A 25,773-nucleotide genomic window follows, 5' to 3' on the forward strand; every position below is an offset into this window, starting at 1 on the left:
TCATGAACGTGAATCGCGAGGTAAGAGGAACATAAAGAGAACATTAGCCGGTTTCGGCGCTTTAACAAGCCCTGTCTCTCGCGCTTTAAAAAACTTTCATGTAAAACTTGCCAACATGATCAGCGTCATTATTCCGACAAAAAATTCAGAGACCGATCTGGTGCATGCCTTGTCGGCTTTGGTCCCGGCGGCGGCTGAAGGGGTGATCCGCGAAGTTATCGTCGTGGATGGCGGATCTTCAGACAATACCGAACAGGTTGCCGATGCGGCCGGGTGCGAATGGGTATCCCTGCACGCGGCGCGGAGCGAGCGCCTTTCCTTCGGTGCCTCCCGGGCCAGCCGGGGCGAGTGGCTGTTGTTCCTGCGGCCCGAAACGATCCTGGAAAGCGGCTGGCATCACGAAGCCCAGGCATTTGTCGATCGCGCTTCAAGGGCGCCCAACGGTGCCCGGACGGCAGCCAGTTTCCGGCTGCGCTACGAGTCTTTCGGCCTCAGCGCGCGGGTCAGCGAATCGATCGCGGCCCTGCGTTCACAGCTTCTCGGCATGCCCTATGGCAATCAGGGCCTCCTGATTTCCCGGCAGTTCTACCAGAAACTCGGCGGACACAGGCCCTTGCCGGAGCTGGAAGACCTCGACATCGCCAAGCGTATCGGCCGCGGCCGGATTGTCTTCCTGAGGGCGGCGGCCGTTTCTGCCGGACAAACCGAACGTGAAGGACTGATCTCAAGGCTCCGCCAGGCCCTGGCGCGCTTTTGCGTCGGCACGCTGCGCATCCCGGCAAGCGTCGCGGTCAAGCTGCACGGCTGAAACCGGATGCGATAGCAGGAATGACAACGCGAAATTTGACCGGTTTTTATGAGTTTTCCGTCATGTCTGAGGTGAGTTGAACCCAGGACGCTCCGAACCGGATATTTCAGAGGGAAATCATGATTCAACGCTTCGATCATTGCACCATCTGCGTACGGGATCTGGATGCCGCGAAAGGTTTTTTCGGTCTTTTGGGCTTTCAGGAGGAAGCGCGCAAGACGACGGTCATCAAGGGAGAGGTCTTCTCCGGCTACATGGGCGTGGACAATATCGAGGCGGATCATGTCACGCTGGTCGTGCCCGGCCTGTCGCCGCGCTTCGAAATTCAGCTGCTGCATTACCGGTCTCCGCAGGTTGCTGTCGATCCGCTCTCCGGCCGTCTCGACAAGACCGGTTACAATCACATCTGTTTCGCGGTGGACGATGCCGAGGCGCTGGTTGAGCGGTTGCGCGGCCATGGCGTCGAAGTGCGCGGCGAACTGAAGGACTTCCACGACCGGCTGCTTTATTTCGTCACCGGTCCGGAAGGCATCACCATCGAACTGGCGCAATGGGGCATTGACGCCGGATAGCTATCTTCGCTGCGGCCGGCCGGAAAACCGGTCTTCCGGTAACGCAAATCCGTGGCTCACGCCTCCTGCAGCTTGCCGCGTTTGAGATGTTCGTCGAGGCGCGGCATGATTTCCACGAAATTGCACGGCATGTGCCGGTAGTCGAGCTGCCATTTCAGGATGCCGTCCCAGGCGTCCTTGCAGGCGCCGGGTGAGCCGGGTAGCACGAAGATATAGGTAGCGCCGGCAACACCGCCGGTTGCTCTGGACTGGATCGTCGACGTGCCGATCTTGTCGTAGGAAATCCGGTGAAAGACTTCCGAAAATCCGTCCATCCTCTTTTCGAACAGTGGCTCCATGGCTTCGGGCGTCACGTCACGGCCGGTGAAGCCGGTGCCGCCGGTGGAGATGATCACGTCAACGCCCGGATCTGCGATCCAGCTTTTCACCACCTTCTGGATCGCAAGCACGTCATCGGTTGCGATTTGTCTGTCCACGAGCCGGTGACCTGCCTTTTCAAGCCGCACGGCCAGAGTGTTGCCGGAACGATCCTCGTCCATCGTTCGGGTGTCGGACACGGTCAGAACCGCGATGTTGAGCGGGATGAACGGGCGCGTATCGTCCAGACGGGGCATGGCAGTCTCCTTTGTTGCTAACAGATAGGCGATTACGGGCGCAGGTTCCAGAGCCTTCGCCTGTTCGGAGAGGGGGAGGGTTGCGCAATAATATTTCAAAAAATAACAAGATTGAGACACTTGCAAAATAGTTAGGTCAGTATTATTGACTTAAATATCAAGCCAATCGCCAAAGAGCAGATCATGACCACCTGGGACAGCCTCTATGCCAGGCGCGCCAGCCGGATGCGCGCCTCGGAAATCCGTGAACTCCTCAAGCTTCTGGATCAGCCGGACGTGATTTCCTTCGCCGGCGGAATTCCCGACCCGGAGCTGTTTCCCTCAGAAGCGTTCAAAAACGCCTATGCGGACATCCTCGGAGGCCCGGAGGCCGCAAAAGCTCTGCAATACGGTGTGAGCGAAGGCAGCCTGCGTCTTCGCCGCTGGATCGCCGGACATATGCGCGGCCTCGGCATCGACTGCGGTCCGGAAAACATTCTGGTCACTTCCGGCTCCCAGCAGGCGCTGGATTATATCGGCAAGCTGTTTCTGTCCGCCGAAGATACGGCGCTGGTTCAATGGCCGACCTATCTCGGCGCACTGCAGGCCTTCAACGCCTATGAACCTCGCTTCGAGCGGCTCGATCCGGGTGCGAACCGGCCGGCTGTCGATTGCGAAGCGAAGGCGCACGACGCGGGCGGCCGGGTCAAATTCGCCTATCTGTCGCCGGATTTCGCCAACCCGACCGGTCTCACGCTGGATCTGGAAGAGCGCCGGAGGATACTGTCGCTCGCCGGGGAACTCAGCTGCGCGGTTGTCGAGGACGCCCCCTATCAATGCCTGCGCTATGAGGGCGACCCCGTCCGGCCTCTGCTGGCGCTCGATTGCGAAACGTCCGGCGCCATCGAAAACACCCGCACGCTCTACTGCGGCAGTTTTTCCAAATCCCTGTCGCCTGGCCTGCGGCTCGGCTGGGTCTGCGCCGCATCGGAGGTGATTTCCAGGCTGGTCCTGATCAAACAGGCAAGCGACCTGAACACGCCGGTTCTCAATCAGGAAGCGATGGCGCGGGTGGCCGAGGAGCATTTCGAGACGCATGTCGCCAAGACGAAGGCGGTCTACAAGGCGCGCCGCGACGCCATGCTGATGGCTCTGGAAAAGCACATGCCGGCAGGTACGCGCTGGACGAAACCCGAGGGCGGCATGTTCATCTGGGTCGAATTGCCGGACGGTATAGACGCCGCCGAACTGCTGGCCACGTCCGTTGAAGCCGCCAGGGTTGCCTTCGTCCCGGGCAGGGCCTTTCATCCGGACGACAGCGGCGCGAACACCTTGCGTCTCAGTTTCTCCTGCGCTGACGTTGGAAAGATCGAAGCCGGAATTGCCAGGCTTGGAAAGGTGATTGCGCGAACTGTCACATCGGCGCTGTAATCGGATGCTCTGACTGCGGCAGGTGGATGAAGGAAGGCGCGGCCGAATGGCGCTGAGCGATCAGGTGAACAATTACTGCGAGCGGATCGGGCCTGAATTCTGGTCGGAGCCGCTCAACGCTGTCACCAATACCGCCTTTCTGATCGCCGCCCTTGCGGCCTGGCTGATCTGGCGTGGAAAAACGCCGGACGATCTGCCCGCGCTCCTGCTGATCGCAATTGTCTTCGCCACGGGCGTGGGATCCTTCCTGTTCCACACATTCGCGACCCGCTGGGCAAGTCTGGCCGACGTTATCCCGATCGCGCTGTTCATCCATATCTATCTGCTCTTCGCGCTGAAACGCTTTCTGGCGCTGCCCTGGTGGGCCGCGGTCGGCATCGTCATGGTTTTCTTCGCCGTCTCGCCATTCGTCATCGGCGCGCTTGCACCGCTTGTCGGCTCTTCGGCGGGATACGTTCCGGCCCTGCTGGCGATTTTCGGGGTCGGTGGCCTTTATTGCCGGTCAGACCGCAGGCTTGGCCGTCAGGTTCTGCTGACAGGCGTGATTTTCACGGCATCGCTTGGCTTCCGGATGCTGGACGAGCCGCTCTGTGCGCATCTGGTGATTGGAACCCACTTCCTGTGGCACATTCTCAACAGCATCGTGCTCTTCGCGTTGTTACGGGTTCTCATTTTTCAGCGCGCCGGGAAAACATTGTGACAATTCACGATTTTGCAACGGGTCAGGGCAGAAGGTAGCCTCGGCAATTGTGGTCAGGGGCAATCCGTATTGATGTGCAATCATACGGAAACGGAAACTTGATCGGTTTCGGAAAATTAGCGCATCCTGTGCTCATCTGAACGCGGGATGCGACAGAACAGTGATCCAAGGGAAGAGGGCAGGGACGTCATGAGCGAAGGCAAGAGTACCGAAAGCGATCTGACTGACGCCGCCCTTTTCTATCACGAGCACCCTCGGCCGGGTAAACTGGAGATCCAGGCGACCAAGCCGCTTGGCAACCAGCGCGACCTGGCGCTCGCCTATTCTCCGGGCGTCGCCGCCCCGTGTCTTGCGATCGCCGATGATCCTTCCAAAGCAGCGCTTTACACCTCGCGCGCCAATCTGGTCGGTGTGATCTCCAACGGCACCGCCGTTCTTGGTCTCGGTAATATCGGTCCGCTGGCTTCCAAGCCGGTGATGGAAGGCAAGGCTGTCCTCTTCAAGAAATTCGCGGGAATCGACGTCTTCGACATCGAGGTGGCCGAAACCGATGTCGACAAATTCGTCGATGCGGTGTCCGTTCTCGAACCGACTTTCGGCGGCATCAATCTGGAAGACATCAAGGCGCCGGAATGCTTCATGATCGAAAGCCGGCTCCGGGAAAAAATGAACATCCCGGTCTTCCATGACGACCAGCACGGCACGGCGATCATTGTCGGCGCGGCTGTCCGCAACGGTCTCGATCTGGCCGGCAAGAAGATCGAGGACGCCAGGATCGTCGCCTCGGGCGCCGGCGCCGCCGCGCTGGCCTGCCTGAACATGCTTATCTCGCTCGGAGCCCGTCGGGAAAATATCTGGGTCACCGATATTGAAGGTGTCGTCTATGAAGGCCGCGAAGCCCTCATGGATGAATGGAAAGCCGCTTTTGCCCAGAAAACCGACAAGCGCAAGCTGGACGAGGTGATCGACGGCGCGGATGTCTTCCTCGGTCTGTCGGCCGGAGGCGTGCTGAAACCCCAGATGGTCGAGAAGATGGGCAAGGGTCCGCTGATCCTGGCGCTGGCCAATCCGAACCCGGAAATCATGCCCGAAGTGGCCAACTCCATCCGGGACGATGTGGTCATGTGCACCGGCCGCTCCGACTATCCCAACCAGGTCAACAACGTCCTGTGCTTTCCCTATATTTTCCGCGGCGCGCTGGATGTCGGGGCGACCACGATCAACGAGGAAATGAAGCGCGCGGCGGTGGAAGCCATCGCCGGGCTCGCGCGCGAGGAACCGTCCGATGTGGCGGCCCGCGCCTATGGCGGCAAGACCGAGACCTTTGGCCCGAATTACCTGATCCCGTCGCCCTTCGACCAGCGCCTCATCCTGCGCATAGCTCCGGCCGTGGCGAAGGCGGCAATGGACTCCGGTGTCGCCACCCGGCCGATTGAGGATTTCACTGCCTATATGGACCTGCTGAACCGCTTCGTGTTCCGCTCCGGTCTGATCATGAAGCCGATCATCCAGAACGCCTCCAAGGATCCTCAGCGGATCATCTACGCCGAAGGCGAGGACGAGCGCGTGCTGCGTGCGGCACAGGTTCTGATCGAGGACAGGATCGCCAAGCCGATCCTCGTCGGCCGGCCGGACGTCCTCAAGACACGCTGCGAGCGCTTTGGCCTCAGGATTCGCCCGGATGTCGATTTCGAGTTCATCAACCCGCAGGACGACCCGCGTTATCGCGACTATGTGGATGAGTATCTGGACTGCGTCGGCCGCAATGGCATGCCGCCCGATTCGGCGCGAACCGTCGTGCGTACCAACACCACGGTCATTTCCGCGCTTGCCGTCAGGCGCGGGGAAGCCGATGCCGTCATTTGCGGGCTGGAAGGCCGGTTCAGCCGCCATTTGCGCGACATCAAACAGATTATCGGCGTGTGCAAAAGCGCGCGCGACCTGTCCGCCATGTCCCTTCTGATCAACAGCCGCGGCGCGCTTTTCCTGTCCGACACATTCGTCTCCGAGGATCCGACCGCCGACGAGATTTCCGAGATGGCCGTGCTTGCGGCACAGGAAATCCGCCGCTTCGGGATAGAGCCGAAGATCGCCCTGCTGTCATTCTCGAATTTCGGCTCCCGGGAGACGGCGTCCTCGCGCAAGATGCGCGAGGCGACCGAATTGATCTGGAAACGCAACCCGGACCTTGAAGTCGACGGCGAAATGCACGGCGATTCCGCGCTGAGCGAAGCATTGCGGGAGCGCGTGATGCCCAACAGCAAGCTGACCGGTGAAGCCAATCTCCTGCTGTTCCCCAACCTCGATGCGGCCAACATCGCCCACAATCTTCTCAAGGTGGCGACCCAGGCCCTGCATGTCGGCCCGATTCTGCTTGGAACGGCGAAGCCGGCGCACGTCCTGACCCCGTCGGTCACGTCGCGCGGGGTGGTCAACATGTCGGCTTTGGCGAGTGTCGAGGCGCAGACCCATTCGTTGAAGTAAATTGGAACCTCTCCGATTTTTGAGGACCTTCCGGCTGTACATCTCGCGCGATGCCTCTATCTGAAAAGGGAGTGACTTGGAGTCGGGAAGGGCCTGAAATGATATTGAGAAAGATATCTGTCTTCACGCTGGTCGCGGCTCTTTTGGCGGCGGGCTCGATGGCGACGACGGCGGCAACGGCCCGATCCGCCGTTACTCTGGAAACGGTGACCGACGGCCTGTCCTATCCCTGGAGCGTCGCATTTCTACCCGATGGCGGTTACCTGGTGACCGAACGGGACGGGTTGCTGAAATTCGTATCCGGGGAAGGCCATCAAAGTGTCGTGCCGGGCACGCCGGAAGTCTTTGCACAGGGACAGGGCGGCCTGCTGGACATTGTCCTCAGCCCCGATTTCAAGACGGATGGCACGATCTTCCTGAGCTTCTCGCAAGGGTCTACGGAAGGGGCGGGGACGTCGCTGTTCAGGGCGAGACTTGTTTCGCAGGAAGGCGGCTACCGGCTCGAGGACGGCAGGACGATCTTTACCGGTAACAACAAGGCTTACGGCGGCCGTCATTTCGGCTCGAGGCTGGCCTTTGCGCCCGACGGGCACCTGTTCATGACAATCGGCGAACGGGGCGACGGAGCCCGGGCGCAGGACCCGTCCGATCATGCGGGGTCCGTGCTGCGACTGACCCCGAACGGCGAACCGGCTTCCGGCAACCCGTCCCTGGAGCGCGACGGTTACAGGCCGGAAATCTGGTCGATCGGTCACCGCAACCCGCAGGCCGCCGCGGTCCACCCGCAGACCGGTGAACTCTGGACGGTCGAGCATGGCGCTCGCGGCGGCGACGAGGTGAATATTCCCGAGGCAGGCCGGAACTACGGCTGGCCGGTGATTTCCTACGGCCGGCACTACTCGGGTGAAAAGATCGGCGAAGGCACCGAAAAGGAAGGCATGGAGCAGCCGATCCATTTCTGGGACCCGTCGATCGCCCCCTCCGGCATGACTTTCGTGACCGGCGACGCCTATCCGCACTGGCAGGGAAATCTCCTGGTCGGTGCCTTGCGCGGCCAGCATCTGGCGAGACTTGAGCTTGACGGTGCGACGGTCGTCTCGCAGGAAAAACTCCTGGTGGATCTTGGCGAACGCATCCGCGATGTGCGCCAGGGGCCGGACGGTTTCATCTATGTTCTGACCGACAGCGGCGATGGACGGCTGATCCGCCTGAAGCCGTGATTGCGGCGACGGGACATCATGGGTTTTGATGCAATGCAGTATCTCCGCTTGACTTTTCAACTGGCTAAGCCGATATAGCGGCATGTAACCGCTGCCGCGTGAGCAGACAGCGCGCCCTTATTTATTTAAACCATAGTGTTTCCAAGGGCAGCCGCTTGTCGGTTGCAGACAAGGGCCCAATGAGGGGTCCAACCAGTTCCCATGTCACGCGAGGGTCTGGCGGCGAAGAGCCCGTTTATCCAAACGATTCGGCTGCCGCACTCCAAAAACGAACCGCAAGGATACGTTCCGGCGGTTATCCGGGTGTGTTTGTCATGCCCGAACCAAGGAATTTATATTGACCGACTTTCAAAGCCTGGGACTGTCCGACGGCATGCTGAGCGCTGTTGCTGATAACGGCTACGACGAACCGACTCCGATCCAGCAAAAAGCGATCCCGTTGATCCTGGAAGGCCGTGACCTCATGGGTCTGGCCCAGACCGGAACAGGCAAAACGGCGGCCTTCGGACTGCCACTGATCGACAGCCTTCTTGCAGACAACCAAAGAGCCCGGCCGAAGGGCGCCCGCGCCCTCATTCTGGCGCCGACCCGCGAACTGGTGAACCAGATCGCCAAAAACCTGATTTCCTTTTTGAGAAACACCCCGTTGCGTGTCACCGCCGTCGTTGGCGGCGTCTCGATCAACGGTCAGGTCAAGCGCCTTTCCAAGGGCACCGATATTCTGGTCGCGACCCCGGGCCGGCTTCTCGATCTGGTTGACCGCCAGGCGGTCGATCTTAAGTCAGCCTCCTATCTCGTTCTCGACGAAGCAGACCAGATGCTGGATCTCGGCTTCATCCACGCGTTGCGCCGCATCTCCGGCCTGGTCGCGAAAGACCGTCAGACGATGCTCTTTTCCGCGACCATGCCGAAGCAGATCAATGAACTGGCTCAGTCCTACCTGCGCAATCCCGAGCGAGTGGAAGTCTCGCCGGTGGGCAAGACCGCGGACAAGGTTACGCAGTCCGTTCATTTCATGGACCAGAACTCCAAAGGCGATTTCCTGGTCGACCAGTTGAAGTCGAAACCGGACGGCATGTCGCTGGTCTTCTGCCGCACCAAGCACGGTGCGGAGCGGCTTATGCGCAAGCTGGCGCAAAGCGGTATCGCCGCGGGCTCTATTCACGGCAACAAGAGCCAGAATCAGCGCGAGCGGGCGATTCGCGAGCTGCGTGAGGGCAAGATCAACGTGCTGGTGGCAACCGACGTTGCTGCCCGCGGCATCGACATTCCCGGCGTCAGCCATGTTTACAATTTCGAATTGCCGGAAGTCGCCGAAGCCTATGTCCACAGGATTGGACGGACGGCACGTGCAGGCGCTGAAGGCGAGGCGGTCGCCCTGTGCGCACCGGAAGAAATCGGTCTGTTCCGTCAGATCGAAAAGCTGATCGGCATCGACATTGCCGTGGCCAGTGGTGAAGTTCCGCCGTTGTCGGCCGCGGTCAAGCTGAAGCGTGGCGGTGGCGGCAACCGCGGTGGCAACAAGCCGGGCGGGAAGAAATCCTTCGGCAAACGCGTCGGGTCTCCCAACGACAACGACAACCGCGAGCAGGCCCGGCGTCAGAATCGCAGGCGCACCAACGGCCGCAAGAGCGCGGCATAGAGCGCGTCGCGTTTAAGCGGATTCATTGATTCAGGAGGACGCCCGAGGCAGCGTTTGCATTGCAAATGCGTTCGGGCGATTTCCTGAATTCAATTTAACGCGACACGCTTTGGCGCAACAGATCTCCAATCGGTATCGATTGGAGATCTAAAAGCTGATTGAGCTGAAAATGGAGAAGCCTCCCGCACTCGTCTGAGTTCGGGAGGTTTTTTTTTACTTTGACACCGCTCAGCCTCAGCTACGGATTTGACAGGGGAATTACCCTATGTATCAGGCCAAAAAAAATGCACCGGGAAGTGGCCTTCCCGGTGCTAAGCCTTGTGGTCGATGGGACCCAGACAGGCGCACAACCAATCTGAGTGTGTTTTTGAAAGCCGGGAACAACCGTCTCCGAACCCGCCGAGGCTCAAATATGGATCCGTATACTTTCTGCCCACAAGGCATCTGACCGCATAGCCACAGTCAGATCTGATATTTTCTCGGGATCGTTGCTGAAAACAATCAAGGCTTTCTTGACGTTCAGCCGGATCCATCCCGTTAAAAGTGAACCTAGATTAACAAACATGAATGCGCAATCATAACTGTTTTACCCGGTCTGCGTGTGTGGAAAAGCTATAAGCGTATATAAATCAGAAGCTTATAGTGACATTGGAGATTTAGACCGGGTTTCGAGGCTCCACAACGGATTTGATTGTGCTGGAGGCGATCCCATTAATGCTTTGGTTTCAAAGAATTGGATGGTTTATATTCTTTATTTATTGTGACATAGAAAAAATCTATGGCGGGGAAAGTGGGTTGCCGGGGGAATAAAATACAGAAAAATATGAGAAAAATGTGTGGGCCTCTTCCCCTGGGGAGCTTCAAGACGTTTCTTCGCGTTACTTACCTGGTGGCGTTTTCTCAGATTTTATTGTTTGCAAGTTATTCGGGCACGATCAGAATTTGACCACTTGGTATAAAATACCTTTTTGGAGTCATAGTTTAATTTTATCACGTTTATTATTCGGTTGACCTTACCACCACGTAAGGTTATCTCCACTTCCAGTGAGGGTTTGGTTAATGTGATTTAACAAATACGAACCCCAAGATAATCCAGATCCAATCTGGCAAAAATATTGTGCACGTCGGCTCTATCTAGATCCTGACCCCAAAAAAATAATTGCCTGGCGTTCAATTCAGGCAAACACCTTGTGGCGCGGACTTCGCGCAACGGTACGCGGATGCGCGGCGCATCTGCTTACCTCGCCGTGTGCGAATGATAACCGCAACAGGCTGGTCCCCCACAAAAGCCAGCCTGAATCGACCCATCGGCCACAAGACTTCGGCACCGGGAAGGTTTCCTTCCCGGTGCCGCTTGTTTTTTCACTCCAGCATAAAAGAAAAGCCGCGGAATCCGTGGCTCTCCCGTATGTTTCTACATGTTCGGGTAGTTCGGACCGCCGGAGCCTTCCGGAACTGTCCAGGTAATGTTGCCGTTCGGATCCTTGATGTCGCAGGTCTTGCAGTGGACGCAATTCTGGGCGTTGATCTGAAACCTTGGGGCATCCTCGCCTTCTTCCACCCATTCGTAGACGCCGGCCGGGCAGTAGCGGCTCGACGGGCCGGCAAAGACATCGTGCTCCGATGTCTTCTGCAAGTGGGGATCCTCCACCTTGAGATGGATGGGCTGATCCTCTTCGTGATTGGTATTCGACAGGAAGACCGAGGACAGCTTGTCGAAGGAAATCACGCCATCCGGTTTCGGATAGTCGATCTTTTTGCAATCTTTCGCGGGCTTCAGCGTGTCGCGATCCCTTTTTCCGTGCTTCAGGGTGCCGAATAAGGAAAAGCCGAACAGTTCGTTGGTCCACATATCGAGGCCGCCAAGGGCAACGCCGAGCAAGGTCCCGTATCTGGACCATAGCGGCTTGGCGTTGCGGACCCTCTTCAGATCCTCGCCGATCGGGCTTTCGCGCCAGGCCGTGTCGAAATTGCTGAGCTCCGTATGAGCCTCCCCGCGCCCGATGGCCGCCATCACTTCTTCCGCGGCAAGCATGCCGGACAGCATTGCGTTGTGAGAGCCCTTGATGCGCGGCACATTCACCAGGCCGGCCGAACACCCCATAAGCAGACCGCCGGGGAAGGACAGCTTCGGCACGGACTGATAGCCCCCTTCGGTGATTGCGCGCGCACCATAGGAAATACGCTTGCCACCCTCGAATGTGTCGCGGATTGCCGGATGTGTCTTGAAGCGCTGGAACTCGTCAAAAGGGGAGAGCCAGGGGTTTTCGTAGTTGAGATGGACGACGAAACCGACGGCCACCTGATTGTCTTCCAGATGATAGAGGAAGGAACCGCCACCGGTCTTGCCATCCAGCGGCCAGCCGAAGGAATGCTGCACCAGGCCAAGTTTGTGCTTTTCCGGATCGACCTGCCAGAGTTCCTTTATGCCGATCCCGAATTTTGGCACGTCGCTGTCGCGGGCGAGCCCGAATTTCTCGATGAGTACCTTGGCCAGAGACCCGCGCGCGCCTTCGCCGATCAGGGTATATTTCCCGCGCAGTTCCATGCCTCGGGTGAACATGGCATTCGGCTTGCCGTCCCTGCCGATTCCCATGTCGCCAGTGGCAACCCCGGCAACCCGGCCCTCATCGTCATAAAGCAGTTCGGCCGCCGCGAATCCCGGATAGATTTCAACACCGAGCGCTTCGGCCTTTTCGGCGAGCCAGCGGCAGACATTTCCAAGCGAGACGATGTAATTGCCGTGATTGCTCATCAGTTTCGGCATGAACATGTTGGGCAGGCGCAGCGATCCCGCCGGGCCGAGGATCAGGAAATGGTCCTCCGTCACCGCCGTCTTGATCGGCGTCTCTTCTTCCCGCCATTGCGGGAGCAACCGGTCGAGGGCGATCGGATCGATGACGGCGCCGGACAGGATATGGGCACCGACTTCGGATCCCTTTTCCAGAACCACCACGCTGAGTTCTTCACCCTTTTCGATTGCAATCTGCTTCAGCCGGATGGCGGCCGCAAGTCCTGCGGGACCGGCGCCCACGATCACGACATCCACGTCCATGCTCTCGCGTTCGCCAAGCGCTTCCTGTTCGCTCATTTTTGTCTCCCTTTGCCCGAAGGGGCCACGCCTCTTTGTCCTGTTTGCCTCATTTTGCAGCGCAAAACACGACATTTTTCATGGCCGTATGCGAATTCGGGCACCCTTTTCTCTCTAGAATGAAGCTCAGATAGACCAAAGCGGGCCGGACCCGTCAAGAGCAGTCATTACGCTTACGTAAACGTAAGTTTTGTGAAAAAAGTCCAAAAGACATGTGCACAGGATCTGGAAAACCGGTCCGCCGGACATCAACCCCGGTCTGGGTTCTTGTTCTCAGCGGTCATCCGGCTAGGGTACGATCTGAAAGCAAAATACGATGAGTTCGTACCCTGAACTCCGCCGCCGGAAGCAGTTCATATGCAACAACACCCGCATGATTTACGCCAGATTGAAGCTCTGCTGGATTTTTATACCGCTTCGGGCGTGGATTGCTTTTTGGGTGACCGGCCGGTCGACTGGTTTAACCTGACGAGTGAACAAGCCGCGCAGCGTCTGCAAAACCAGATGGCGCCGACGCCGCATGCCGGGCAGGCGGGAACCGCTCTTGCCGGCGGCCGCCAACACGTATCCGGCGTTCCGCCGCAGCCTGCGCCCGCAATCGTCACTGCGCCCGCCACAACCCCAGTTATGCCTTCCTCTGCAGCACCGGCAATCGGGCAGGGACCCGGGGCGGGCCAGCCTGCCGTGCTGCCGGACAGGGAGATCATCGCCGCCGCGCGCGATCTGGCCGCCTCGGCCGCTACGCTGGACGAACTGCGGCGGTGCCTTGAGGCGTTTGACGGGTGCAATTTGAAACTGACCGCGAAAAAGCTGGTTTTCGCCGATGGCAATCCGCAGGCCAAGCTGATGTTCGTCGGCGAAGCGCCGGGCCGGGACGAGGATCTTCAGGGCAAGCCGTTTGTAGGCCGCTCCGGCCAGTTGCTCGACCGGATGTTGGCGGCGATCGGGATCGACAGGACAGCCGTTTATATCGCCAATGTCGTTCCCTGGCGCCCGCCCGGGAACAGAACCCCGACACCACAGGAAACGGAGATCTGCAAACCCTTTATCAAAAGGCAGGTCGAACTGGTCAATCCTGATGTGCTTGTATTTCTCGGCGCGGCTTCCGCGAAAACACTTTTGGGCGTTCAGGACGGTATCCGCAAAATGCGCGGCCGCTGGATGACCTATCCCGGCAATGGCAGGGAAATCGCCGCCATTGCCACCTACCATCCCGCCTATCTCCTCCGCAGTCCGCTGGAAAAGCGGCTTTCCTGGCGAGACTTCCTCTCCATCAGGGAGGCGTTGCTTTCCAATCAGGGGCGGTGAGAAGAGGTATTGCAACTCATAACTTAAAATTTTTCATTTATTCTTCGAGTTGCAACAATGGTGCTTAAACCATTCAAAAGAAGGCGAAAAAAACCTTTGAAATGCTGAATTCTCCGCGCGGATACCGGCGTTTTTCACTCGTAGATTTATTTATTGTTAAAAGTAACATGTCTTTTTAGTGGCGTAGGCTTCCCAATTCCTGTTTGTGAAGCCGAACAGCCTGACCACGCTATTTGAAGAGGGCAATTTGACAGGGCCGGACATCAACATTCCAGAACGCGCGGTTCTGCATATACTGGTCCTGGACTTCGACACCCTGGAGTGCGAGGAGACGTCGGCCTCTGGCTTCAGCAGCAGGGGGTGCCGCGTTCTCACAAACGCTCACAAGGAACTGGGAAAGACCATCGGTCTGCGCCTTGCCGGTTTCGATCAGATGATCAAGGGCAGGGTCAGGGAAATCCTGGATTCCGAAATCCTGGTGTCCTTCGAATTCGCAAACAGCACCATTGTTGAAAAGCGCCGCGAACGCAGGCGCAAGGTCGCCATTCCGGCCCTGGTCAGCGGCCGCGGGTCGCAGGACGGGGTCAGATGTGAGATCGTCGATGCAAGCCAGTCCGGCTGCCGCCTGGCAAGTCGACGGCTCGAAAAACTGCCCAAGAACATTCAGCTTCAAATCCCGGGACTGGATATGCCGGTGACAGGAGAAATCGTCTGGCGCTCGCCTGAATTCGCGGGCGTGAAACTGATCTGGCAGTTCTCGAACGGGCAGGAGTTCAACCAGAAACGTCTTCGCCCGCCGGATCTTCCCGAAAAAACAGGCATGCAGGAAAAACGGGATGCGTCCGGATTCGGTGTCAGGCGCAAGTCCGCGCCGAACTGAACCCGGTTTAACCGTTTCCACTTGCGGTATGGGTGTTCGGTATCGCATCGATGCGTAGAGCATTCCGTAAAGTTATCTCAAGATACAAAGCTGTCAGGGAGTATTCCTTTTCGTGAGCAGGTCTGCTGATGTGCGGCAAGCCGCGGACCCGGATTATTCTTTAAAAACGGTGGATCACCCGGACGGTATGCAGCGAAAGGCCCTCTTCCGGGGCGTTAGAGCGTGTTGCGTTTAAGCGGATTCATGGATTTAGGAAGACGCCCGAGGCAGCGTTTGCATTGCAAATGCGTTCGGGCGATTTCCTGAATTCAATTTAACGCGACACGCTCTAACCCTCGTTTCAGGCTTGGCATCGTAAAAGCGGTTGCGCAAAATGTGGCAGCCGAAAAACCGGTCCGGCAAAACCCATATGGCCCGAAGCAGAGATAACCGATACGCGCTTTGGGTACTTGACCCGAGCCCGTTGTTTGCATCCAGGGTGTATCGCTTGCGCTTTTAACGACCCGGGAGCCTTTGCAAGTCACCGCGCGATACATATATCGGATGGAACGCATGATCCGGTTTTTCCCGGACGAACGCAGACATGATGCGCTAGAATAACGCAGATATAATGCGTTAGAATATTGAAATCGATCAACTCTTCCGCATTCGTGGTCCCTTACGAACGCAGGTTGATCCAGCGAGGCTGTTTCCGAGTGTTTTCAACCATACGCAGTTTTCTCCCCAAACCCTTGCGTGACGACAAGACGGTCATTCCGGTCGTCCGCCTTCAGGGCACAATCGCCACGCCCGGACCCATGCGGTCCAGCCTTTCCCTGTCGACCGTGGCCTTGCCCCTGGAGAAGGCGTTTTCGGTGAAAAAGGCTCCCGCCGTTGCGCTGATCGTCAATTCGCCGGGAGGGTCCCCCGTCCAGTCGCGCCTGATCTTCAAACGGATTCGCGATCTGGCGAAGGAGAAGGAAAAGGACGTCCTGGTCTTCGTCGAGGACGTCGCGGCCAGCGGCGGCTATCTGATTTCCCTGGCTGGCGATGAAATCTTTGTCGATCCGTCCTCGATCGTCGGCTCGATCGGGGTGGTGGCCGCCGGATTCGGCTTCACGGAAATGATCGGCAAGATCGGCGTCGAACGTCGCGTGTATACCGCAGGCGAGAAGAAAGTCATTCTCGATCCGTTTCAGCCGGAAGTGCCGGAAGATGTCGAATATCTGAAAGGCCTGCAGCAGGAAATTCACGAGACGTTCGTCGACCTCGTCAAATCGCGCCGCGGAGACGTTCTGACCGACGATCCGGATCTGTTCAGCGGCAAGTTCTGGACTGGGCGCACTGCCATTCAGCTTGGTCTGGCCGATGCCATCGGAGATGTCAGAAGCGTGTTGAAGGAACGCTACGGCGAAAAAGCAGAGCCCAGGCTGATTTCGGCGCCGCGTGGCCTTTTCGGCCGCAGGACCGGTCTTGGTCTGGGACTGTCCGGCCAAAGGCTGACGGAGGGCCTTGGTGAGGATTTGATCTCGGCAATTGAAAACAGGTCGCTCTGGATGCGCTATGGTCTATGATCGGACTGAGTGCTGTATCCGCGGAAGGCCATAAAGGGGAACGATTATGACTGAATTGATAGGTGTGGCCGCGCTCGCGGTGGGGGGGTACTGGATCGTGCAGCGGCTCAAGCGCAAGATGGCCGAAGTGGAAAATCACATCTCCAGGGCAGCGGCGAAGGCCGATCCCAATGGCCGTGGAACCAAGCTGATCCTGGATCCCGAAAGCGGCAAATACAAGCCGAAGGCGTAGGCGGGCTGGGCCGGTCAGCCCACGCCCGGCATCAAACATGCTCTATTCTGTGGCCGCCGCCAGGAACAATCCCCACCGCGCCGGACCGTTACGGGCCCTGACGGTCAGCATTGTCAGCGTCAGCAGGACCAGCAGAGCCTCGCCCAGAGGACTGGCAAGCCAGATGCCGCTCTCACCTGCCAGGAGTGGCAGTACGAGGACAAGCGGCAGAAAGAACAGATAGGGTTTGGCAAGGCTCAGGAGGGCCGCACGCCCGGCATCTCCCACAGCCTGAAAATACATCGCGACGACAAGCAGAGGCCCTGCCGCGAAATAGAGCGCGGTCATTGTCGGCAGGATGCGCGCAACCTCGCCGGCGACCGCCGGATCTGCCACGAACATGAGCCCGATCGGGCCAGCGAAGAGCGACAGGACCATCTGCACGCTCACGCAATAGAGGAGTGCTGCGGCGAGGCCGAGACGCAGCGTATCGTCCGAGCGCCGCCAGAGCCCGGCGCCGTAATTGTTGCCGATCATTGCCTGAAGCGCCTGGGTGAGCCCCAGAAACGGCAGATACGCGAATGTCATGATGCGCGTTATGATCCCGAAAGCCGCCACGGTGGTTTCGTAGCCGGGAGCTTCCATGTGCTGCAGCATCGCGAAGGTTGCCGCGGAACCGAGCGCGATCCCCATGAAACTCAGGCTTTGGGGAGCGCCCAGGGCCAGAATGGCGGACCATTGCGCAAATGGCGGGAACCTGACCAGCGCGCCGGGTTTCAGAACCGTCCGGCCGCGCAGCCGGAAACCGAGCAGCAGGGCAAAAGCGAGCAATTGCGCGAGCGCGGTTCCGTAAGCGGTGCCGGCAACGCCGAAGTCGAGTATGCCGACCAGCACGAAATTGAAGCCGATATTCACCACCGAAACAAACAGGCTCAGACCTGCCATCAGTGTCACCCGGCCTTCATTGCGCAAGGCGTCGGCATTGATGGAAAGCACCAACAGGAGCGGCGAAAACCAGACGGTGATCGACAGATATGTGTAGGCCATGCCGGCAATCCGGGCCGATCCTTCCGCCGCCGCGAACGTCATGTCCCGGCCCAGGATCAGATAAAGCGCGATGACCAGGGCGGATATGCAGAGCGCCAGCCAGTGAGCCCCTGCGAAGACGGCTTGCGTGGCCTCGGTCCGCCCGCCGCCAAGGTGTCTGGCGAGTACGCTCGACATGCCACTGGACACAAGCGTCGCGAGCGCGGCCAGCAGCATATAGGCCGGGAACATCAGCGTGACGGCGCTGAGGGCGTCGGGGCCGACGAAGATGCCGAGAAAAACGGCATCTGCCACCGTGAGCAGGCCGTTCATGCTCATGACGAAGATGATCGGCAGGGCGGTCCTGGCGAGGGTGCCGGCCAGCGGCCCCTGCGTATAGACGTTCATGCGGAAAGTGTCAGACGACATTCCTGTCTCCGTTCGTGACATTTCGCAAAGGAGGAGGGGCCCGCATTGCCACCAGCACGAAATGCATGGAGCAGAAAAAAGTCGTCAAAGTCAGATCTTCACCAGGACGGCAGCGTCCGCGGGCGGCAGGTGTCTGAAACCGGACCCGCTTGATACGTGCCGGCCGTTGCGGCGTCAATCCTGTTTCGCTGAAAGGGAATGCGGACAGACTGAAACAGTCAACCGGATTTGGGACCGGTGGCTATAAGCAGGCCCGGCCTGCCTGTCTTGACGTTCCGCGCGCATCGTGGCACCTCTCGCCCCGAAACGGCGGATCTTGTCTCACCGGCCCAGCACATTTGCGGAAGTCCTTCATGTCGAGCGAAACTCTCCCGGCGCATATGCGTCCGGAAAATTCCTTCCAGGGCCTGATCCTGACCCTGCAGCGTTACTGGGCCGACCAGGGTTGTGTCGTTCTCCAGCCCTATGACATGGAAGTCGGCGCCGGGACGTTTCATCCGGCCACCACCTTGCGCTCGCTCGGTCCGCGCCCGTGGAAGGCGGCCTATGTGCAGCCGTCCCGCCGCCCAACCGACGGCCGCTACGGCGAGAATCCCAACCGGCTGCAGCACTATTACCAGTTTCAGGTGATCCTAAAGCCGTCGCCGCCGGACTTGCAGGACCTCTACCTGAATTCGCTTTATGCCATCGGGCTTGATCCCAAGGTGCACGACATCCGTTTCGTCGAGGACGACTGGGAAAGCCCGACCCTCGGTGCGTGGGGGCTCGGCTGGGAGTGCTGGTGCGACGGCATGGAAGTCTCCCAGTTCACCTATTTCCAGCAGGTGGCGGGCTTTGAATGCACGCCGGTCTCGGGCGAATTGACCTACGGTCTTGAACGCCTTGCCATGTATATCCAGGGCGTCGACAACGTTTACGAGCTCAACTACAACGGCAGGCAAGGCGACGAAAAGGTCACCTATGGCGATGTCTTCCTGCAGGCCGAACAGGAATATTCCAGGCATAATTTCGAGCACGCGGATACCGAAATTCTGTTCCGGCATTTCAAGGACGCGGAAACGGAATGCAAGGCGCTTCTCGATGCGGGCGCCAGGGCGCGCGAGGCGGCGGGGGCAAACGTGCACCAGGTGGTGCTGCCCGCCTATGACCAGTGCATCAAGGCAAGCCACGCGTTCAACCTGCTCGACGCGCGCGGCGTGATCTCGGTCACCGAGCGCCAGAGCTACATCCTGCGCGTCCGCGAACTCGCCAAGGCCTGCGGTGCGGCCTTCCTGGAAACGGAAGCCGGCGGTGTCGGCTATGACAACAGGGCCGGCGGATAAACGGCTGGGGTGTGTTGCAGATTACAGTTTGTCGTTTGAAACCGGGCAGGGCATTGGAACAGGATGACAAGCCCGGGTGCAGTGGGTAGCCTTCGATCAAATTTCTCGGAGGGTTTCATGATCGCCTGGTTCATTCTTGCATTTCTGGTCGCTCTCTCGGTTTTTGCAGTCGTTCTTTACAACGCTCTCGTCCGCAAACGGCAGATGGTGCAGGAAGGCTGGAGTGGCATCGATGTCCAGCTCAAGCGCCGGGCCAATCTGGTTCCCAATCTGGTGGAAACGGTCAAGGGGTATGCCACCCACGAAACGGAGACGCTGGACAAGGTCACCGATCTGCGCACGCGCGCCAACTCGTTGTCCCGGGACGACGTCGCGGGCCGTGCCGAAGCCGAAGGACAGCTCTCCCTTGCGCTGGGCAGGCTCTTTGCGGTGGCCGAGGCTTATCCGGATCTGAAGGCCAGCCGCAATTTTTCCGATCTGCACCAGTCTCTGGATGAAATCGAAAACGCCATCCAGATGGCCCGCCGCTATTACAACGGTGCCGTCCGTGGACTGAATGTGGCGGTGGAGAGTTTTCCCTCCAACCTGATCGCCAGCCGGTTCAAATTTGAAAAAGCAGACTATTTCGAGATCGAGGACGAAGCCGAAAGGGCCGTGCCCAAGGTCGCGTTTTAAGCATTTACAGATCCCGGGAGGCCTTGCCATGACATCCTGCCGTTCTTTCATACGCGGCCTCGCGGTGCTGTTTCTCGTGATCGTTGCCGGGAGCAATTCCCACGCCGAGGAGCGGATAAAACGCTATGTCTCGACTGTCGAGGTCGCCGGGGACGGCACCTTGAGCGTTACGGAAACGATCACCGTCAAGGCGGAGGGCGACAAGATCGAGCGGGGGATCTTCCGGGATTTTCCGTTGCAGGCGGAGGGACCGAACGGCCGCCTCTACGAGGTCGGCTTCAAATTGCTTTCCGTGAAGCAGGACGGGCAGCCGGCCCCGCATTTCACCAGACGCAACAGCAAAGGTATCCGCATCTATATCGGTGAGGAGCACGTGCTGCTGGAACCGGGCGACTACACATACACGATAGAATACGAAACCGACCGGCAGATCCGGTTTTTCGATGATCACGACGAGGTTTACTGGAACGCGACCGGCAACGAGTGGGCCTTTCCGATAGACGAGGTGATTGCCCGGATCGTTTTGCCAAAGGGCGTCAAAGCCACCGGCTGGACCGCCTTTACCGGCAGACGCGGCGAAACCGGCAAGGATTTTGAAGCGCATACCGCCGAAGACGGGCGGGAGGTGATTTTCTCGACCACAAAGGTTCTCTGGTACTATTCGGGGCTGACGGTTGCCGTGAAATTTCCCAAGGGCGCAATCCGGCCGCCGTCGGAAGCCGAACAGTTCCGCTATTTCCTCAGTGACTACCGCTCGGAACTGATCGGGGGCGTGGGGATAAGCTTCGTCCTCTTCTATTATCTTCTTGCCTGGTGGTTCGTCGGCCGGGACCCGCATCGCGGCGTTGTGTTTCCCAGGTTCAAACCACCCACCGGGATCTCGCCGGCTCTCAGCACCTATATCGCCAACCGCGGCTTCGCCAAGGGCGGCTGGGTGGCGCTGTCTGCCGCCTGCCTCAATCTGGCGGTCAAGAAGCGCCTGCGGCTGAAGGAGGACGACGGCGACGTGACACTGACCCTGACGGCGGAGAAGGGCCGCATTGCCGGCTTCGGGCTGCCGAAGGGGGAGGCTGTCCTGGAAAGCTATCTGAGCAAGCGCAAACGTCCGTTGAAGCTCGACAAACGCCACGGCAAGTCGATCATCACGCTCGGGTCGAAATTCCGCAGTGCCATAGAAAAGGAAAGCCGCAACGTCTTTTTCAGATCCAACAGGATCTTTCTTATCGTGGGTGTCCTTCTGAGCCTCGCCGCCATTGTCGCCCTGCTCGTCTATGGAACACTTCAGAACGATCAGTCCAATTTCGTGATCATTTTCATGGTGTTTTCCATTTTTGCTTCGTTCGTCTCCGTGTCGATTGGAAGGGACGTTATCCGTGTTGCCGACATGAAGCTGCGCATAGCGCTGATCTTCGGCATTTTCGGTGTTGCCATTTTCGCGGCGGCGGCCGGTGCGTTTCAGTTTACCGGCGGCTTTGAAACCGTTCCCGTCTTCCCGTTCATCGCGGCGGCGCTGATTGCGCTGAACATCCTGTTCTTTTTCCTGATGGGCGCTCCGACCGTGGTGGGGCGTCAGGCGCTCGACGAAATCGAGGGTCTCAGGCTCTATCTGACCGTTGCCGAACAGGACCGCCTCAATATGAGCGATGCGCCGGATATGAGCACCGGCCATTTCGAGGAGCTTCTGCCCTATGCGGTCGCGCTGGGCGTCGAAAGACCATGGACGAAGGCCTTCGAAGGCTGGCTGGCAACGGCCGCCGGGGCGGCGGCAGCGGCCAGCTATCACCCGAACTGGTATTCGGGAAGAACCTTCGATGCGCGTGACATTTCCGACAGCATCGGCTCGACCGCAAGTTCCATGGCCGGATCCTTCCGCTCGTCGCTGCCCGCGCCCAAATCCTCCAGTTCGGGCTTCTCGGGTGGCTCTTCCGGCGGGTCTTCCGGCGGCGGCGGCGGCGGGGGAGGCGGTGGCGGCTGGTAAACCGCTTGCATATTCACCCTGGGGAAGATTGAATTGAGCCCGAGTGTGCCCGTTGTCGGAGGCCGCATGAAATGCAGGTGGGAAGATGACGGAAGAGGCGCTGCCGCTCAGCGAATTCGTAAGCTTCAACCTGGCGATCCTGGTTTATTTCCTCGGTGTCCGGCTGAACAAGAAAATCCCGTTTCTGCGCCATTACAATATCCCTGAACCGGTTTCCGGCGGATTGCTGGTGGCCGTGCTGGCATTCATTGTCTTCCTTGCCCTCGATACCGAAATCAGCTTCTCCCTGCAGTCGCGGGACTATCTGCTCTACTGCTTCTTCACCGCGATCGGATTGAATGCCCGCTTCGGAGACCTGGTCAAGGGCGGCAAGCCGCTGTTGATCCTGCTGTGCCTGACCGTCGGCTATATGCTGCTGCAGAACGTCGTCGGCACGTCGATCGCCGCGGTGCTGGGGCTGCCGGTCGGCTTCGGCCTTCTGGGCGGAACGGTTTCCCTTGTCGGCGGACACGGCACGGCGATCGCCTGGGGCCCGAAGCTGGTGGCCGACTACGGGGTTGCGGGGGCGGTGGAAATCGGCGCGGCCACGGCAACGCTCGGCCTTGTTGCCGCAAGTCTGCTGGGTGGCCCGATCGGAAATTACCTGATCGAGAAACGAGGGGCGAAGCCGGATCCCGGCCGCCCGCAGGAAGCGCCCATTATCGGTATCGAGACCGCCCGCGAAGCGGACGCCAGGGTCACCCATACGGGTCTGATGCGCTCCCTGCTGGTACTGAACGTTGCAATCGCGCTCGGCGTTGGGCTTCAGGAGGCCCTGGAGGTGGGTGTCGGTCTGGATTTGCCGGTCTTTGTCGTCTGCCTGTTCTGCGGCATCGTGCTGTCCAACTCCGTTCCCCTGGTGTTCCGCAAGATGACCTGGCCCGCGGGGTCGCAGTCGCTCGCGGTGATCTCCGATCTGGCGCTTGGGATCTTTCTGACCATGTCGCTGATGAGCCTGCAGCTCTGGACCCTTGCCGGGCTGGCCGGGCCGATGCTGCTGATCCTGTTCATGCAGATCGTCATCGCAGCGCTTTTCATCATTCTGGCCGTCTTTCCCCTCATGGGCAGGGATTACAACGCGGCGGTTCTCGGCGCGGGTTTTGCCGGCTTCGCCCTTGGAGCAACGCCGACAGCCATTGCCAACATGACCGCGGTCACCAAGCGCTACGGCCCGGCGACGCAGGCGTTCCTCATCCTGCCGCTGGTCTCCGCGTTTTTTGTCGATCTGGCGAACGCGCTGATAATACTGCTGTTCCTGGGCGGCTGAGCCTGCCCCGGCCTGTCGCGCAGGGTGACGGGCTCAGTCCATACCCTGGATGATCCTGAAAAATTCTGAAGCTAGACTGTGTTTGAATTTCGCATGTATTTGCTGATGAAGGGCGAAAACGGATTTTCAAGTATAGGGAGACAAAGCCTTGCTGAGACGGTGCCCGGTGGGAAGGGAAAGGGGGTGACAAGAGGTCAATGACTTGGTAACGGACGCGCAACCCATTTTCCGTGGCGTCCCGCCAAGACCGAAGGCCCTAATCTTCATGCCCGATCTTCTGCTTGAGCTGTTCAGCGAAGAAATTCCGGCCCGTATGCAACGCAAGGCGGCCGAAGATCTCAAATCCCTTGTGACCAATGCCCTGGTGGAGGCGGGTCTGCCCTATGAGGGCGCCAAGGCTTTCGCCACGCCGCGGCGTCTGGCGCTGCATGTGGCGGGCGTTCCGGCCGGTTCCGCCGCAACCCGCGAAGAACGCAAGGGACCGCGCGTCGGTTCTCCGGAAAAAGCCGTCGAGGGCTTTCTGCGGGGCGCCGGTCTTTCCTTGGTGGAAGAAGCGTCAATTCATAGCGACCCGAAAAAGGGCGAGTTCTATGTGGCGGTGATCGAGAAACCGGGCCGGCCTGCTATCGACATCATCGCCGAATTCATGCCCGGGATCCTGCGCAATTTTCCGTGGCCGAAATCCATGCGCTGGGGATCGACTTCGACCCGCTGGGTGCGTCCGCTGCATTCCATCATCGCGACCTTCGGTCCGGAAACGGAAGATCCGGATGTCGTGCCGTTCGAATTCGACGGCATTCAGGCGGGCAAGACCACGCGCGGCCACCGCTTCCTCGCCAACGAGTCCTTCGCCGTCCGCCGTTTCGACGACTACGCGACCGGGCTTGAAAAGCACAAGGTGGTGCTGGATGCGGACCGCCGGAAGGAAATCATTCTCAACGACGCCAAGGACCGGGCGCTGGCTCTGGGTCTCGACCTGGTCGAGGACCCGGGGCTACTTGAGGAAGTGGCCGGCCTCGTCGAGTGGCCTGTGGTGCTGACAGGCAGTTTCGATGCGGACTTTCTGACGATCCCGGACGAATGCATTCAGCTCACCATCCGGGTCAACCAGAAATGCTTTGTCCTCAAGAACCCGAATACCGGACGCCTCGCCAACAGGTTCGCGCTTGTGTCCAACCTCGTCGCCGAGGATGACGGCAAGATGATTGTCGCCGGCAACGAAAAGGTTATCCGGGCCCGGCTTTCCGATGCGCGCTTCTTCTGGGATACGGACCTGAAGTCCAGGCTCTCCAACAACCTGCCGAAACTCGATGACGTGAAGTTTCACGAAAAGCTCGGCAGCGTCGGCGAACGGGTGAAGCGCCTGATCGCACTCTCCGCCGAATTTGCTCCCCTCGTCGGCGCCGATGAGACGAAGGCGAAACGCGCCGCGGAACTGGCCAAGGCCGACCTCGTCTCGCATATGGTCTTCGAATTCCCGGAACTGCAGGGCCTGATGGGCCGCTATTATGCGACCGCGCAAGGCGAGGATGCTTCCGTCGCCACAGCCATCGAGGAACACTACAAGCCGCAGGGGCCGAGCGACAGCGTGCCCACCGACGCCGTTGCCGTTGCTGTGGCCCTTGCGGAAAAGCTCGACCTGCTCGCCGGTTTCTGGGCGATTGACGAAAAGCCGACCGGTTCCAAGGACCCTTACGCGCTGCGCCGCGCGGCTCTGGGGATCATCCGGATCGTGCTGGAGAACAACTTACGACTGTCATTGCGGGATATCTTCTTGCGACACGATAGTCTCATAGCTCTCCAGCAACACCTCTCTGGCACCGTTTATACCAGCTATAAGACAGAAGATAACGCCGGCAATAGAGTTGATCTGCTAGGGTTGACCCTCGACGGATTAGATGATGCGCTAGCAGTGGAGCTTTTGACTTCTGGAAATGGCTGTTTGAGCGATGAGGAGCCAAATATTGAGTACCGTCAGTCAAGCGAAGTTTTGGCTAAAGAGCTCCTGTCGTTTCTTGCCGACCGCCTGAAGGTCCACCTGAAGGACGAGGGCGCCCGCCACGACCTGATCGATGCGATATTCGCCCTTGACGGCCAGGACGACCTGCTGATGGTCGTCAGGCGCGTCGAGGCGCTTGGAAAATTCGTTTCCTCCGACGACGGCGTGAACCTGCTGGCCGGTTACAAGCGCGCGGTCAACATTCTCAAGGCCGAGGAAAAGAAGGATGCCGCACCGGTCGCGGGCAAGCCGCATGCCGATCACTTTCAGGAGCAGGCCGAAATCGATCTGGCCGCCGCGATCGACACCGCACGGGCGGAAGCCGCCGATGCGGTGAAGGCCGAGGACTTCGAAGGGGCTATGGAAGCGCTGTCCAGATTGCGGGCGCCGGTCGACAGGTTTTTCGAGGATATCCTGGTGAATGCCGACGATCCCGTTTTGCGCATGAACCGCCTCCAGCTCCTCGCCGAAATTCGCGACGCGACCCATGTCGTGGCGGATTTCTCCAAGGTGGCCGGGTGATCCGGTAGAAAGCGGAGTGAACT

At 59.2% G+C, this 25,773-nt stretch carries 19 protein-coding genes; 16 read left to right on the plus strand and 3 right to left on the minus strand.

The window, feature by feature from the left end; genetic code table 11:
• Nucleotides 1-115: 115 nt before the first annotated feature.
• Together CLV41_RS06095 and CLV41_RS06100 are read left to right on the plus strand one after the other, a co-directional pair.
• Nucleotides 116-808, plus strand: coding sequence for a glycosyltransferase (locus tag CLV41_RS06095; RefSeq protein ID WP_103221282.1), 693 nt, complete (start codon nucleotides 116-118; stop codon nucleotides 806-808).
• A 119-nt stretch (nucleotides 809-927) separates the two neighbouring features.
• Entirely contained in the window at nucleotides 928-1,380 is a 453-nt protein-coding gene (locus tag CLV41_RS06100; RefSeq protein WP_103221283.1) for a VOC family protein, read from the plus strand.
• Between the two features lie 56 nt (nucleotides 1,381-1,436).
• Here CLV41_RS06100 and moaB read toward each other — a convergent pair whose 3' ends face one another.
• Nucleotides 1,437-1,994: a molybdenum cofactor biosynthesis protein B gene (gene moaB / locus CLV41_RS06105; protein WP_103221284.1), complete on the minus strand. Its 558-nt coding sequence runs from the start codon at nucleotides 1,992-1,994 to the stop codon at nucleotides 1,437-1,439.
• Nucleotides 1,995-2,177: 183 nt separating this feature from the next.
• Between moaB and CLV41_RS06110 the strand changes: the two genes are divergently transcribed.
• The 5 genes from CLV41_RS06110 (at nucleotide 2,178) to CLV41_RS06130 (ending at nucleotide 9,450) form a co-directional block, all read left to right on the plus strand.
• Nucleotides 2,178-3,404, plus strand: coding sequence for an aminotransferase-like domain-containing protein (locus CLV41_RS06110; protein WP_103221285.1), 1,227 nt, complete (start codon nucleotides 2,178-2,180; stop codon nucleotides 3,402-3,404).
• Nucleotides 3,405-3,450: 46 nt separating this feature from the next.
• On the plus strand, nucleotides 3,451-4,104 hold the full coding sequence (locus tag CLV41_RS06115) for a ceramidase domain-containing protein (protein WP_103221286.1): 654 nt from the start codon (nucleotides 3,451-3,453) through the stop codon (nucleotides 4,102-4,104).
• Between the two features lie 189 nt (nucleotides 4,105-4,293).
• Nucleotides 4,294-6,588 (plus strand): NADP-dependent malic enzyme, encoded by a 2,295-nt coding sequence (locus CLV41_RS06120; RefSeq protein WP_103221287.1) that lies wholly within the window; start codon nucleotides 4,294-4,296, stop codon nucleotides 6,586-6,588.
• 98 nt (nucleotides 6,589-6,686) lie between these two features.
• Entirely contained in the window at nucleotides 6,687-7,808 is a 1,122-nt protein-coding gene (locus CLV41_RS06125) for a PQQ-dependent sugar dehydrogenase (RefSeq protein ID WP_103221288.1), read from the plus strand.
• A 337-nt stretch (nucleotides 7,809-8,145) separates the two neighbouring features.
• Nucleotides 8,146-9,450 carry a DEAD/DEAH box helicase gene (locus tag CLV41_RS06130; RefSeq protein ID WP_103221289.1) on the plus strand — a complete coding sequence of 435 codons (1,305 nt, stop codon included), beginning with the start codon at nucleotides 8,146-8,148 and terminating at the stop codon, nucleotides 9,448-9,450.
• A gap of 1,414 nt (nucleotides 9,451-10,864) precedes the next feature.
• On the opposite strand, the gene CLV41_RS06135 is transcribed toward CLV41_RS06130, so the two are convergent.
• Complete coding sequence (locus CLV41_RS06135) at nucleotides 10,865-12,541, minus strand: electron transfer flavoprotein-ubiquinone oxidoreductase (RefSeq protein ID WP_103221290.1); 1,677 nt, start codon at nucleotides 12,539-12,541, stop codon at nucleotides 10,865-10,867.
• A 357-nt stretch (nucleotides 12,542-12,898) separates the two neighbouring features.
• On the opposite strand from CLV41_RS06135, the gene CLV41_RS06140 reads away from it, so the two are divergent.
• The 4 genes from CLV41_RS06140 to CLV41_RS06155 all read left to right on the plus strand — a co-directional run bounded on the left by CLV41_RS06140 (nucleotide 12,899) and on the right by CLV41_RS06155 (nucleotide 16,514).
• Nucleotides 12,899-13,849, plus strand: a complete 951-nt coding sequence (locus CLV41_RS06140; protein WP_103221291.1) for a uracil-DNA glycosylase — start codon at nucleotides 12,899-12,901, stop codon at nucleotides 13,847-13,849.
• Nucleotides 13,850-14,096: 247 nt separating this feature from the next.
• On the plus strand, nucleotides 14,097-14,729 hold the full coding sequence (locus CLV41_RS06145) for a PilZ domain-containing protein (RefSeq protein WP_103221292.1): 633 nt from the start codon (nucleotides 14,097-14,099) through the stop codon (nucleotides 14,727-14,729).
• Nucleotides 14,730-15,424: 695 nt separating this feature from the next.
• Nucleotides 15,425-16,282, plus strand: coding sequence for a S49 family peptidase (locus tag CLV41_RS06150; protein WP_103221293.1), 858 nt, complete (start codon nucleotides 15,425-15,427; stop codon nucleotides 16,280-16,282).
• A gap of 46 nt (nucleotides 16,283-16,328) precedes the next feature.
• Entirely contained in the window at nucleotides 16,329-16,514 is a 186-nt protein-coding gene (locus CLV41_RS06155; protein WP_068407192.1) for a hypothetical protein, read from the plus strand.
• A gap of 42 nt (nucleotides 16,515-16,556) precedes the next feature.
• Here the strand turns inward: CLV41_RS06155 and CLV41_RS06160 are convergent, their stop codons facing one another.
• Nucleotides 16,557-17,948 (minus strand): MATE family efflux transporter, encoded by a 1,392-nt coding sequence (locus CLV41_RS06160; protein WP_170107119.1) that lies wholly within the window; start codon nucleotides 17,946-17,948, stop codon nucleotides 16,557-16,559.
• A gap of 353 nt (nucleotides 17,949-18,301) precedes the next feature.
• Here CLV41_RS06160 and CLV41_RS06165 point away from each other — a divergent pair, with 353 nt between their 5' ends.
• From CLV41_RS06165 to glyS, 5 genes are all read left to right on the plus strand, one after another.
• Nucleotides 18,302-19,270 (plus strand): glycine--tRNA ligase subunit alpha, encoded by a 969-nt coding sequence (locus CLV41_RS06165; RefSeq protein WP_208987300.1) that lies wholly within the window; start codon nucleotides 18,302-18,304, stop codon nucleotides 19,268-19,270.
• A 117-nt stretch (nucleotides 19,271-19,387) separates the two neighbouring features.
• On the plus strand, nucleotides 19,388-19,945 hold the full coding sequence (locus tag CLV41_RS06170) for a LemA family protein (protein ID WP_103221295.1): 558 nt from the start codon (nucleotides 19,388-19,390) through the stop codon (nucleotides 19,943-19,945).
• 28 nt (nucleotides 19,946-19,973) lie between these two features.
• Nucleotides 19,974-21,923, plus strand: coding sequence for a DUF2207 domain-containing protein (locus CLV41_RS06175; RefSeq protein WP_103221296.1), 1,950 nt, complete (start codon nucleotides 19,974-19,976; stop codon nucleotides 21,921-21,923).
• 85 nt (nucleotides 21,924-22,008) lie between these two features.
• Nucleotides 22,009-23,229, plus strand: a complete 1,221-nt coding sequence (gene gltS, locus CLV41_RS06180; RefSeq protein ID WP_103221297.1) for a sodium/glutamate symporter — start codon at nucleotides 22,009-22,011, stop codon at nucleotides 23,227-23,229.
• A 265-nt stretch (nucleotides 23,230-23,494) separates the two neighbouring features.
• On the plus strand, nucleotides 23,495-25,750 hold the full coding sequence (gene glyS, locus CLV41_RS06185; RefSeq protein ID WP_103221298.1) for a glycine--tRNA ligase subunit beta: 2,256 nt from the start codon (nucleotides 23,495-23,497) through the stop codon (nucleotides 25,748-25,750).
• The last annotated feature ends 23 nt before the right edge of the window (nucleotides 25,751-25,773 follow it).

The sequence above is a fragment of the Roseibium marinum genome (assembly GCF_002906165.1).
Taxonomy (GTDB): domain Bacteria; phylum Pseudomonadota; class Alphaproteobacteria; order Rhizobiales; family Stappiaceae; genus Roseibium; species Roseibium marinum.

Bases quoted from the DNA above. Each gene is read 5' to 3' on its own strand.
- CLV41_RS06095 (WP_103221282.1), top strand. From the start codon at position 116: ATGATCAGCGTCATTATTCCGACAAAAAATTCAGAGACCGATCTGGTG.
- CLV41_RS06100 (WP_103221283.1), top strand. From the start codon at position 928: ATGATTCAACGCTTCGATCATTGCACCATCTGCGTACGGGATCTGGAT.
- moaB (WP_103221284.1), bottom strand. From the start codon at position 1,994: ATGCCCCGTCTGGACGATACGCGCCCGTTCATCCCGCTCAACATCGCG.
- CLV41_RS06110 (WP_103221285.1), top strand. From the start codon at position 2,178: ATGACCACCTGGGACAGCCTCTATGCCAGGCGCGCCAGCCGGATGCGC.
- CLV41_RS06115 (WP_103221286.1), top strand. From the start codon at position 3,451: ATGGCGCTGAGCGATCAGGTGAACAATTACTGCGAGCGGATCGGGCCT.
- CLV41_RS06120 (WP_103221287.1), top strand. From the start codon at position 4,294: ATGAGCGAAGGCAAGAGTACCGAAAGCGATCTGACTGACGCCGCCCTT.
- CLV41_RS06125 (WP_103221288.1), top strand. From the start codon at position 6,687: ATGATATTGAGAAAGATATCTGTCTTCACGCTGGTCGCGGCTCTTTTG.
- CLV41_RS06135 (WP_103221290.1), bottom strand. From the start codon at position 12,541: ATGAGCGAACAGGAAGCGCTTGGCGAACGCGAGAGCATGGACGTGGAT.
- CLV41_RS06140 (WP_103221291.1), top strand. From the start codon at position 12,899: ATGCAACAACACCCGCATGATTTACGCCAGATTGAAGCTCTGCTGGAT.
- CLV41_RS06155 (WP_068407192.1), top strand. From the start codon at position 16,329: ATGACTGAATTGATAGGTGTGGCCGCGCTCGCGGTGGGGGGGTACTGG.
- CLV41_RS06160 (WP_170107119.1), bottom strand. From the start codon at position 17,948: ATGTCGTCTGACACTTTCCGCATGAACGTCTATACGCAGGGGCCGCTG.
- CLV41_RS06165 (WP_208987300.1), top strand. From the start codon at position 18,302: ATGTCGAGCGAAACTCTCCCGGCGCATATGCGTCCGGAAAATTCCTTC.
- CLV41_RS06170 (WP_103221295.1), top strand. From the start codon at position 19,388: ATGATCGCCTGGTTCATTCTTGCATTTCTGGTCGCTCTCTCGGTTTTT.
- CLV41_RS06175 (WP_103221296.1), top strand. From the start codon at position 19,974: ATGACATCCTGCCGTTCTTTCATACGCGGCCTCGCGGTGCTGTTTCTC.
- gltS (WP_103221297.1), top strand. From the start codon at position 22,009: ATGACGGAAGAGGCGCTGCCGCTCAGCGAATTCGTAAGCTTCAACCTG.
- glyS (WP_103221298.1), top strand. From the start codon at position 23,495: ATGCCCGATCTTCTGCTTGAGCTGTTCAGCGAAGAAATTCCGGCCCGT.